This window comes from Brevibacillus sp. B_LB10_24 (assembly GCF_046036945.1).
Classification (GTDB): Bacteria; Bacillota; Bacilli; order Brevibacillales; family Brevibacillaceae; genus Brevibacillus_C.
Window position 1 is genome coordinate 19756 of the sequence record NZ_JBJQOQ010000049.1, and the last position, 8430, is coordinate 28185.

At 49.6% G+C, this 8430-nt stretch carries 19 protein-coding genes and 1 pseudogene; 19 read left to right on the forward strand and 1 reads right to left on the reverse strand.

The features are described from left to right. Genes ACI7RC_RS26155 through ACI7RC_RS26180 form a run of 6 tightly spaced genes read left to right on the forward strand, consistent with a single transcriptional unit; the run spans nt 1 to nt 1855 of the window. Nucleotides 1-333: a hypothetical protein gene (locus ACI7RC_RS26155; RefSeq protein ID WP_408111100.1), complete on the forward strand. Its 333-nt coding sequence runs from the start codon at nt 1-3 to the stop codon at nt 331-333. Then, nucleotides 330-548 (forward strand): hypothetical protein, encoded by a 219-nt coding sequence (locus tag ACI7RC_RS26160; RefSeq protein ID WP_408111101.1) that lies wholly within the window; start codon nt 330-332, stop codon nt 546-548. The genes ACI7RC_RS26155 and ACI7RC_RS26160 overlap by 4 nt, the downstream gene beginning before the upstream one ends. Next, on the forward strand, nt 548-1096 hold the full coding sequence (locus tag ACI7RC_RS26165; protein ID WP_019123610.1) for a RuvC family protein: 549 nt from the start codon (nt 548-550) through the stop codon (nt 1094-1096). The genes ACI7RC_RS26160 and ACI7RC_RS26165 overlap by 1 nt, the downstream gene beginning before the upstream one ends. After that, complete coding sequence (locus tag ACI7RC_RS26170; RefSeq protein WP_408111102.1) at nt 1093-1380, forward strand: hypothetical protein; 288 nt, start codon at nt 1093-1095, stop codon at nt 1378-1380. Before ACI7RC_RS26165 ends, ACI7RC_RS26170 begins: the two co-directional genes overlap by 4 nt. After that, entirely contained in the window at nt 1380-1604 is a 225-nt protein-coding gene (locus ACI7RC_RS26175; RefSeq protein ID WP_408111103.1) for a DUF3310 domain-containing protein, read from the forward strand. Before ACI7RC_RS26170 ends, ACI7RC_RS26175 begins: the two co-directional genes overlap by 1 nt. Then, complete coding sequence (locus ACI7RC_RS26180; protein WP_408111104.1) at nt 1601-1855, forward strand: hypothetical protein; 255 nt, start codon at nt 1601-1603, stop codon at nt 1853-1855. The genes ACI7RC_RS26175 and ACI7RC_RS26180 overlap by 4 nt, the downstream gene beginning before the upstream one ends. A 99-nt stretch (nt 1856-1954) precedes the next feature. Here the strand turns inward: ACI7RC_RS26180 and ACI7RC_RS26185 are convergent, their stop codons facing one another. After that, nucleotides 1955-2185, reverse strand: a complete 231-nt coding sequence (locus tag ACI7RC_RS26185; RefSeq protein ID WP_408111105.1) for a hypothetical protein — start codon at nt 2183-2185, stop codon at nt 1955-1957. Nucleotides 2186-2276: 91 nt separating this feature from the next. Between ACI7RC_RS26185 and ACI7RC_RS26190 the strand changes: the two genes are divergently transcribed. The 13 genes and pseudogenes from ACI7RC_RS26190 (at nt 2277) to ACI7RC_RS26250 (ending at nt 8256) form a co-directional block, all read left to right on the forward strand. Further along, the gene (locus tag ACI7RC_RS26190; protein WP_408111106.1) at nt 2277-2447 is read left to right on the forward strand and encodes a hypothetical protein; all 171 of its coding nucleotides are present in this window, start codon (nt 2277-2279) and stop codon (nt 2445-2447) included. A 5-nt stretch (nt 2448-2452) separates the two neighbouring features. After that, nucleotides 2453-2956 (forward strand): annotated as a pseudogene (locus tag ACI7RC_RS26195) (DNA cytosine methyltransferase); the annotation flags it as partial. A 148-nt stretch (nt 2957-3104) separates the two neighbouring features. Next, on the forward strand, nt 3105-3584 hold the full coding sequence (locus tag ACI7RC_RS26200; protein ID WP_408111107.1) for a hypothetical protein: 480 nt from the start codon (nt 3105-3107) through the stop codon (nt 3582-3584). Continuing rightward, nucleotides 3577-4239, forward strand: a complete 663-nt coding sequence (locus ACI7RC_RS26205) for a DNA adenine methylase (protein WP_408111108.1) — start codon at nt 3577-3579, stop codon at nt 4237-4239. The genes ACI7RC_RS26200 and ACI7RC_RS26205 overlap by 8 nt, the downstream gene beginning before the upstream one ends. Continuing rightward, nucleotides 4196-5125 carry a phage Gp37/Gp68 family protein gene (locus tag ACI7RC_RS26210; protein ID WP_408111109.1) on the forward strand — a complete coding sequence of 310 codons (930 nt, stop codon included), beginning with the start codon at nt 4196-4198 and terminating at the stop codon, nt 5123-5125. Before ACI7RC_RS26205 ends, ACI7RC_RS26210 begins: the two co-directional genes overlap by 44 nt. Next, the gene (locus tag ACI7RC_RS26215; protein ID WP_408111110.1) at nt 5109-5498 is read left to right on the forward strand and encodes a YopX family protein; all 390 of its coding nucleotides are present in this window, start codon (nt 5109-5111) and stop codon (nt 5496-5498) included. Before ACI7RC_RS26210 ends, ACI7RC_RS26215 begins: the two co-directional genes overlap by 17 nt. After that, on the forward strand, nt 5498-5902 hold the full coding sequence (locus ACI7RC_RS26220; protein WP_408111111.1) for a hypothetical protein: 405 nt from the start codon (nt 5498-5500) through the stop codon (nt 5900-5902). The genes ACI7RC_RS26215 and ACI7RC_RS26220 overlap by 1 nt, the downstream gene beginning before the upstream one ends. After that, nucleotides 5895-6230 (forward strand): hypothetical protein, encoded by a 336-nt coding sequence (locus ACI7RC_RS26225; RefSeq protein WP_019123620.1) that lies wholly within the window; start codon nt 5895-5897, stop codon nt 6228-6230. Before ACI7RC_RS26220 ends, ACI7RC_RS26225 begins: the two co-directional genes overlap by 8 nt. A 38-nt stretch (nt 6231-6268) precedes the next feature. Further along, the gene (locus ACI7RC_RS26230; RefSeq protein WP_019123793.1) at nt 6269-6496 is read left to right on the forward strand and encodes a hypothetical protein; all 228 of its coding nucleotides are present in this window, start codon (nt 6269-6271) and stop codon (nt 6494-6496) included. Between the two features lie 202 nt (nt 6497-6698). Next, on the forward strand, nt 6699-6953 hold the full coding sequence (locus ACI7RC_RS26235; protein WP_408111112.1) for a hypothetical protein: 255 nt from the start codon (nt 6699-6701) through the stop codon (nt 6951-6953). A 71-nt stretch (nt 6954-7024) separates the two neighbouring features. Then, entirely contained in the window at nt 7025-7489 is a 465-nt protein-coding gene (locus ACI7RC_RS26240; RefSeq protein ID WP_408111113.1) for a hypothetical protein, read from the forward strand. Between the two features lie 56 nt (nt 7490-7545). Beyond that, nucleotides 7546-8001: an ArpU family phage packaging/lysis transcriptional regulator gene (locus ACI7RC_RS26245; protein ID WP_408111114.1), complete on the forward strand. Its 456-nt coding sequence runs from the start codon at nt 7546-7548 to the stop codon at nt 7999-8001. A gap of 54 nt (nt 8002-8055) precedes the next feature. Continuing rightward, a complete protein-coding gene (locus ACI7RC_RS26250) occupies nt 8056-8256 on the forward strand; it encodes a helix-turn-helix domain-containing protein (RefSeq protein ID WP_408111115.1) in 201 nt (66 codons plus the stop codon). Nucleotides 8257-8430: the final 174 nt, after the last annotated feature.

Here is an 8430-nt window from a genome sequence, read left to right on the forward strand (position 1 = left end):
GTGAACCTTACAGCTGCAACCAATGAGCAACTCTATCAAATTATCGTCTACGAGGATTGTCCGCAGTCGGTCAAAAAGGCTGCCCGCCAGGAACTAAAACGGCGCGAACAACAAATCCATCAACGGAAAGAAATGGTGGAGATATACGAAAGTTTGGACTGGAATTTGTACGACCACCTGCGCCAAGCTGACAGCATCGTCCGAACCATGATGAAAGAGATGTCTGCTTGCGGGGTTCCTGCAGATATGTATGTGCCATTTCTGTCGGATAGATTCAAGGAAATTATGAATCAAATCAGAGAGGAAGCAGCAGGAAAGGTGGTGTCTCAATGAAATGCCAGTATCCCGACTGCCGTCAACCAGCTACCAAGTCATGGGCGTTAGTGCCTCTTTGCGAGTCGCATCATGAGACGATCCGGGAGGAAACGATCAGGTTTTACACCAGGCGCGATAGCAACCGCTCAGAAGTGGAGCGGCGCCCTCACTATATGGAGATCAGCGAGCTTGTTCCCTGGTCAAAAGTAAATATGAGGGCAGGTGATTGGTAATGAGATTTGTAGGAATCGATCCATCAACCAGAACTGGTTTCGTGGCAATAAGCGAGTGGGGAGATGTTCTGCGTGCCAATGAGTTGACTGGTGTTGGCAGCCAAGACCCAAAGCGCATGGCGTCGTTGCTTGGAGAGGTGATGGCTTTTGTTAAGCCTGATGACATCGTCTGTATTGAGGGATTCGCATTTGGCGCACAAGGGCAGGGCGTTAGCGTTCAATACGGTATAGGTTGGGGTCTGCGAGTTGCGCTATTCCGACGAGGCATTGCCTACACCGAAGTCAGCCCAGCCAGCGTGAAGAAGTTCGCAACTGGCAAAGGAAACGCGAAGAAGGATGAGATGGTGCTGCCGATCTTCAAAAAGTGGGGTTTTGAACATAGTAGCGATAACGTAAGGGATGCGTTCGTGTTGGCGCAGATTGCGCGAGAATTAAAGTTTTCGCAGGAAGTCGGAGAGCCGACGACAACCATCAAATATGAGGCAGAAGTCATCCAATCCATCCTCAACCCGTCCGAGAAAAAGAAACGGAAGAAGGTGGCCAAATGAGCGAAGAGATGGTAAAGGCTATAGCTGAGTTTCGGCAATATTTGGCTAGTCAAGGGCACAACATCGACCACCTGAGCGATGAAGATGTGTATAAGGTGGTCACTGGCTTTCGTGTGACTGCGGAAATGATAGGCAAGGCGCTCAGGGAGATCCTGAGGTCCTTATCTCGGTCACTCAAGGCGAAGTCAGAAGAAAAACGTCAGCGCAAGATTTACTTTCGCAAAAATAAGTCTCAGATGAAGAACTGGAAGAAGTGGAAAAAGAAGCGGAGGAGGATGGAATAATGGGTGATCCTGTAAATTCGCCAGACCACTATACTGCCGGTGGTATCGAGACAATCGATTATCTCCGGGCCAAACTATCACACCAGGAGTTTGCTGGATACTGCCGCGGCAATGTTTTGAAATATCTTAGTCGCTGCAACAATAAGGGCGGTGTAGAGGATCTGAAAAAGGCGCGGGTGTATCTTGACTGGCTGATCCAGCACCAAGAGCGGGTGAAGACATGAGCCTACAGAAAAAGCTTGACCGAGCAAGAGAAGAAGGGCGGAAAGAAGGCTACAAACATGGACTGATTGTGGGCCGTAGCCAACAACGGATGATGATCTGGGCAGAGGTCTGCAACGAACTAAAAAGCATAGCTGATGAAGCGATGAAACGGATTCCGGGGATAGGAAAGAATCGGAGACAAGCTGCGCTTGAGAAACTGGACGAGATTGCAAGAGAACGATTCGAAAGAGAACGGGAGGACGGAAGATGAGCACAAAAGAATGGACGCGCGAAGATTGGCAGAAGTGGCAAAGGAAATGCATCCTGGAGGATTATCAGGACTTGATTGCTGGAAGGAAAGGAAGAGCATCTACTGAGGGTAGCGATCTCCAACACCGCCGAACAATTTATGGACGAAATCGAATTGCTTGACGGGAAGATCGGGAAACACGATCGCAAGCTGGCCCTCTTTTAGCGGCAGCCCTTGGGTATGGTCTTCGACAGAGTGAGGGATGCCGGCAGCTTCAAGGGCCTGAGTGTAACGGGACGCATCGTCCCAGTTTGTCACGTAGTAAAACGATTTGTTTTCCAAAACGTTCACGCTCCTTTGTAGGTAGTATGCCACAAAGGATTGGGACAAAAAAAGCTGGGTACAAACTCTCAATTATGTAAAACAAGGCGGTGAAAATAACATGTTTATCATTGCCATCGTGGAAGGAACAACCGTCTACAATTTTCACGACAAAATATACAAAACAAGAGTGAATGCAGAAAAGGTGCTGGCCACTATGAAAAAGGACCACACCCTTAATGAGCGGTGGGAGGTTTGCGAAATTGAAGGCATGATCTTTAAGGGGCGGTGAAACGCATGAGGATGCTATCTCTCTGCTCGGGAATCGACGGGATCGGGTTGGCAGCCAAGTGGGCTGGGATAGAGACGGTGGCCTTCTGCGAGATAGAGTCGTATCCAGTGAAGGTTTTGAACAAACGATTCCCGGGAGTACCGATCTTCGACGACCTACGGAAATTGAACAAGCAAATGCTTATAGACGCAGGGGTGATAACGGAGGATGGAAGCCGAACAATTGACCTTATTTGCGCCGGATACCCTTGCCAGCCTTTCTCCCACGCCGGGAAGCGACTTGGCGAGGACGATGACCGCCACCTCTGGCCGGAAGTGTTTAGAATTGTGTGCGAGCTCAGGCCCACTTGGTTCTTTGGAGAGAATGTTGCTGGACACGTCACACTGGGCCTCGACAGCGTACTTGCTGACCTGGAAAGTGAAGGCTACACCGCAAGGGCGATACTACTTCCAGCTGCAGCCGTCGGCGCCCCGCACAGACGAGATCGAGTCTTCGTTGTGGCCAACTCCGTTACAATCTGATCACAAAAGAAGAGGCCCAAACAGCAAGCAACAGGGATTACATGAAAAAGTGAGGATATGGCCTACACCAAAGGCTACTCTTCGGGGAGACTGCCCATCGGAACGTGAACGGAGAACGCCAGATTTACATGCTGCCGTGAAGATGTGGCCGACGCCGAAAGCGCGGGATTACCGGACGGCATCGGGTCGAGAACAGAGAGATTCACCGGATTTGAATATCGTGGTCAAAATGTGGCCTACACCAGCAGCACAGGATGCAGAGAATGCGACACTGCCACCTTCGCAGATTGATCGCGATACGGTACCGGGTTCGGTTATGAGACAAGGACAACAGGATCAGCTCAATCCTGATTGGGTCGAATGCTTGATGGGCTTCCCGATCGGTTGGACTGATGTGGAGCGAGACGAAACCGAGGCACACTGGATTGATGATCCGAGGTGGCCAGCAGGACCCGGGGAAGAGCAGTACGAGTGGGAACCGCCACGGGTGGCTGCAGGAGTAAAAAATCGAGTGCCCAGGTTGAAGGCTTGCGGTAACGCGGTGGTGCCAGCGCATGCGTACCCGTTCATGGCGGCGATCAAACAGATTCATGAGGGGAGGGTGCACGTTGGCTAGATCACCACTTATCTGGTTTGGAGGGAAAGGTAAAGTCGCTCAGCACATTATCAGCCGAATGCCACCGCACACCTGCTACGTTGAACTGTTCGGCGGCGCAGCGCATGTGATTGCCCAAAAGCCTCCCATAACCAATGAAGCTTACAATGACATCGATGGTGAAGTGGTCAATTTCTTACTGGTGGCCAGGAACGAACCAAAACGGCTGAGGGAAGCATGCGAGTCATTGCCATACAGCCGCATGCTTTACGAGAAGTGGAAGCGTGAGGAACCGCCGGCAGATGACTTTGAACGAGCGGTGAGATTCTTCTACGTTAACCGTCCGGGTATCGCGAAAGGTAACTCCGATTCCGCCTTCTCTACTGATACCGGTTGGAGACATAGCAGAGAGCACAACACGGCTCGGACATACCAATCGGCCTGCCAGGCAATCGAGGCATTCGCAGAACGGATGAAGACGGTCATGATCGATAACCGCGACTTCCGGGAAATCGTCAGGGTGTATGATTCACCCACAACGCTGTTCTACGTTGACCCTCCATACATCGGCCGGGAAAAGTATTATGCGCTGACAGAAGAGGACAGGAAGGAACCAGAAAGGCTGCAGCAAGGTGTCAGAGGGTTGCCGCAATTGCTACGCTTTTGCACTCCATGACATGCGGCATAAGGCGTTCACGGAAGGCAAAAAGCTGCCGAAACAGTACGCGAAACCTTTCAGCGAGATTCAGCTTTTTCCGGATCGTTTGGAACAGCCGTTGAAATGGAGGAAGCCGCGGCAGATATTCGTGAATAGCATGTCCGACCCGTTTCATGATGACGTGCCATTTGACTTTATCGACAAGGTATTCGCAGTGATGGCGCTAACGCCTTGGCATACCTACCAGATACTGACCAAGAGGCCTGAGCGCATGAAAACGTACTTGACAACAAACAACCGTAGATCATATTGGGCAAGCGCCGCTAACGACCTAAATCTGAGCAAAGAACATGTTTACATCAACCGAACGCCAAACCCACTTCCAAACGTCTGGCTCGGCGTCAGCGTCGAAAACCAACGAGCTGCAGACGAGCGGATTCCGTTACTTCTGCAGACGCCAGCAGCCGTCCGGTTCCTGAGTTGCGAACCGTTACTTGGTCCGGTTAACTTGGAATTCTGGACACAATTCGAGCATCCAGACAATGAGGGTTACGGATTAGAAGCCATAAAAGGACTGGATTGGGTAATCGTAGGTGGTGAATCTGGAACAAATGCAAGACCCATGCATCCAGAGTGGGCAGAAAGCTTGAGGGATCAGTGCGAGGAATACAGAGTGCCGTTTTTCTTCAAGCAGTGGGGAGAATTTGCTCCTCACGACGATGATGACGATCCCGAATTTTGGGTTACGTATGACGGCGAAGCTGGCTTTGTTCATACTTGCATGCCGCCCGATAATTACTACACCTTTATGAACCGCATTGGCAAGAAACGTGCCGGCAGGCTACTGGACGGCAGAGAGTGGAACGAATTTCCAGGAGGGGAACGGGATGCAAGCAGGGCGTGAGATCAAGTTTCGGGCGTTGCATAAGAGTGGGAAGATGCTTTTCTTTAACGGGGATTCTCCAAGTTTTGGTTCCTATCCAGGGGAACGGTTTGCCAGTGTGGAGGATGTGTTCTATTACCACAAAGAGGATTTCCAGCTGATGCAATACACCGGCCTCCACGACAAGAACGGCAAGGAGATTTACGAGGGGGATCACATGTATGCATCCGGCAACCTCTACGGTGAGGAATATATCGGCACGGTAGTATGGGACAAAGATGACGCAAGGTTTGAAGTTGTCGGGCTTCATGGACGTTTTGAGTACATCCCCGGCGAGTGCTACGTGAAAGGCAACATCTACGAGAACCCGGAGTTGCTGGAGGTGGGCAAGTGATGAAGGCAGGACGTGAGCTGGATGCGAAAGTGGCGGAAGCGTTGGGGTGGCAATGGGGAGATACCGGACAAGGTCTTGAGGGACTATTCCCACCTGAAGGGGATTTGAGATACAACATCGCTCTTTACGGTCCCCTGCACTTTGATAAGGATGGATACTTGGAAACGATGCCGCGGTACTCGACTTCATGGGAAGGCATGGGCGTGCTTGTGGAAGAAGCGAAAAAGCAAGGGATTCGCCTGGAGTTTTCCCACGGACTTAACGGCGGATATTACGGAGGTGCATATAGCTTTGACGACGGGGAGTATCAGATCGATCACTCTACAAACTACGCATTTACTACTGCACCACATGCAGTAAGCTTAGTTTTCTTGATGGCAAAAGGAGTGATAAGTAATGCGTGACGCGGAAAAAGACTTGGCAATGTGCGAGGCGGCTACACCGGGGCCGTGGCAAGTACAGAGAAAGAATGGCGATTTTGTTCAACTAGCGAAGGGAGTGGTTGTTGGTACAACCGAAAATAATTTGCATTTCATCTCCGAGGCCCGCGAAGCGCTGCCGCACTGGATTAAGCTGGCGGTTGCGGCGGAAAAAGAAGCCAGACGTTTTCGTGAAGCCTTAGAGAAGGTTGACATTCACATTCGTTCGACCAGCGATCCAGTTCCGTACATCATTGAGACATTGAAAAGTACACTGCCCGAATATAAAGACTGGTGGGATATTGGAGAGTAATTTAACAAAAGAGAAATTGTGATGAGGAGTTGAAACGGATGAAGAAGATCACAATCGTTTTCAGCAGCGGCGCAATTCAAGAATTTGTGGTTGAAAGCTTATCGCTTACCAGAAACGGATTTGGGCAATTGATTGGAGTTGAGTGGAAAGCTGCAAAGGGACAGAAAACACCAATGCGTATCAATTTGGATAATGTGGACGGTATATTCTCGGAGGACATGCCAGCAGAGGATGCGATGAGCGCGATTAGACAGATGATGATTTAACACGATATTTCTTTTGAGGAGTGATTTTGTGGAGACTCATCAGTTTGACCAAGTCGAGGCCGCTTTGAGAGACATGGCAAAAGTGTTAGCAGTTTACAGGAAGCACTTGCTGCAAGAAGGATTTTCGACTCTGGAAGCAACGATGCTAGTTGCCGCATACCAGGCAAGCCTTTTGTCTGGAGAAAAGAAATGAGGTGAAGTAATGAAAGTTCAAATAGAAGAAAATCTGTTTCTCGAATCTGACGGCCTGCAGTTTATCGTCAAGGAGTACACCGGCAAACAGGACAACCTTGGTAGGGAATTGTACAAGGTTCACGGATACTTTTCCAGTGTAAGAAGCGTACTCAAGCACCTGTTGAAAATGAAGATCATGCAATCGACTGCTCAGACGCTATCAGAGCTTTGTCAGGACATTCTACGGATTGAGCAGTACATCGAGTCAAAACTAACTGTATGACGGCTGGATAAGGCTCACTAACGGTCTGTACCACATCAACCATTTAGTGAAGAAAAAGGAGCGTATCACATATGAAAACTGAATTGAGCGTATTTTTCAAAATGCAGCAGAAGGACGACAAGAAGGAGGTCTTGAAATTCGAGATCAAGGGGAACGACGGTGAAAATGCCGCAAACCAGCTCTATCAGTTGGCTGGCAGCATCATCGTGTTTGAAATTGAAGGATGCGCTGCTGGTGAAACGACCGCTGAGTTTATGAATATCCAGCGCGACAGCAAAAAGACGGTCATGAAGTTTGCCATCAAAGGTGACTCCGAAGAAAAGGCGCAAGAGTTGTACAAATTCGCCGGCCGCAATGTAAAGATGACCGTGCAGCCGTCACAGATGAGTATCGATGAGTTTTACGGTGAGGATGAGCACGAAGGCTTGGAATACAGCATCAATCCTGACGGCACTGTGGATGTTCCAGACGGCCAGTTGAGCCTGGATGAGGTAACTGCGCCAGAATCAACTGACGATGACGAACTGCCATTTTAGAGATAGATCAACGCCCCGGTTCGCCGGGGCACTCCCCGCCAAAAAGGAGGGACCATATGCAACAAATGACTTTTCTCCCGGAGTTGGACAGAAAGAAAACACAGAAGGCTGTCGAAGCCGCGCTGGAAAAGTACCGGCTGTACAAGTACCTGACCTTCGAAGAGCGCGAGGCATCTGTCACCGCCAGCTATGAGCACAGGGACGGCGGACGATCGAATCAGACCAGTGACCAGACGGCTGGAATTGCTGTTCACAACGTTGATGAGCAGACGGCGCGCAGGGCGTATTGCGAGAGAGTTGAAAGGGCAGTGAATCGGCTGCCGCGCATGGAAAGGTTTTTGATCCAGGAGCGGTACATGGGGGCGGACAGCGAGTACATCACCGATTATTCGATATACTGTCATCGTTTCAACCCGCCAATCAGTGAGTTTACTTACTACAAGATCAAGTGGAAGGCGTTTTACAAGATAGCGTTAGCACTCGACATTCAGGTGGTGAAGTCAGAAAACTAGGAGTAATAGGACGTGCTGAATCTTAAATACGAATAAAAAGGAGAGGTGATCAACGTGAAAAATGAAGTCAGGAGCGATGACTTGCCGGAAGTCTTGGAGGTAAAGCACATCCAGCATTTCCTAGGAGTCGGTCAGGTTCAGGCGTATGACCTTGCCAACTCTGGACAGTTCCATGTTGTGCGCGTGGGTCGCAGGATTAAGATACCGAAGAAGAGTTTCTTGGATTGGTTTTTTGGCAAAAAGCAGGATGCGTAGTCCTGCTTTTTTGATGCTATTTATGATGCTAAAAATCCGATAATTTGAGATTCAGAGCGACTTGTAAAAATATCACAATACGGGACGAGCCTAGTAATACCAACGATTCGAAGCTGTTATCGATCAAGTAAAAAAAATATCAATGAAATACGTTATTACTATTGAAGGGTAGCG

Excerpts from the sequence above, each read along its gene's own strand:
- ACI7RC_RS26175 (WP_408111103.1), top strand. The coding sequence starts at position 1,380 with ATGGGTGATCCTGTAAATTCGCCAGACCACTATACTGCCGGTGGTATC.
- ACI7RC_RS26230 (WP_019123793.1), top strand. The coding sequence starts at position 6,269 with ATGAAGAAGATCACAATCGTTTTCAGCAGCGGCGCAATTCAAGAATTT.
- ACI7RC_RS26190 (WP_408111106.1), top strand. The coding sequence starts at position 2,277 with ATGTTTATCATTGCCATCGTGGAAGGAACAACCGTCTACAATTTTCAC.
- ACI7RC_RS26220 (WP_408111111.1), top strand. The coding sequence starts at position 5,498 with ATGAAGGCAGGACGTGAGCTGGATGCGAAAGTGGCGGAAGCGTTGGGG.
- ACI7RC_RS26240 (WP_408111113.1), top strand. The coding sequence starts at position 7,025 with ATGAAAACTGAATTGAGCGTATTTTTCAAAATGCAGCAGAAGGACGAC.
- ACI7RC_RS26180 (WP_408111104.1), top strand. The coding sequence starts at position 1,601 with ATGAGCCTACAGAAAAAGCTTGACCGAGCAAGAGAAGAAGGGCGGAAA.
- ACI7RC_RS26160 (WP_408111101.1), top strand. The coding sequence starts at position 330 with ATGAAATGCCAGTATCCCGACTGCCGTCAACCAGCTACCAAGTCATGG.
- ACI7RC_RS26245 (WP_408111114.1), top strand. The coding sequence starts at position 7,546 with ATGCAACAAATGACTTTTCTCCCGGAGTTGGACAGAAAGAAAACACAG.
- ACI7RC_RS26225 (WP_019123620.1), top strand. The coding sequence starts at position 5,895 with ATGCGTGACGCGGAAAAAGACTTGGCAATGTGCGAGGCGGCTACACCG.
- ACI7RC_RS26170 (WP_408111102.1), top strand. The coding sequence starts at position 1,093 with ATGAGCGAAGAGATGGTAAAGGCTATAGCTGAGTTTCGGCAATATTTG.
- ACI7RC_RS26165 (WP_019123610.1), top strand. The coding sequence starts at position 548 with ATGAGATTTGTAGGAATCGATCCATCAACCAGAACTGGTTTCGTGGCA.
- ACI7RC_RS26235 (WP_408111112.1), top strand. The coding sequence starts at position 6,699 with ATGAAAGTTCAAATAGAAGAAAATCTGTTTCTCGAATCTGACGGCCTG.
- ACI7RC_RS26215 (WP_408111110.1), top strand. The coding sequence starts at position 5,109 with ATGCAAGCAGGGCGTGAGATCAAGTTTCGGGCGTTGCATAAGAGTGGG.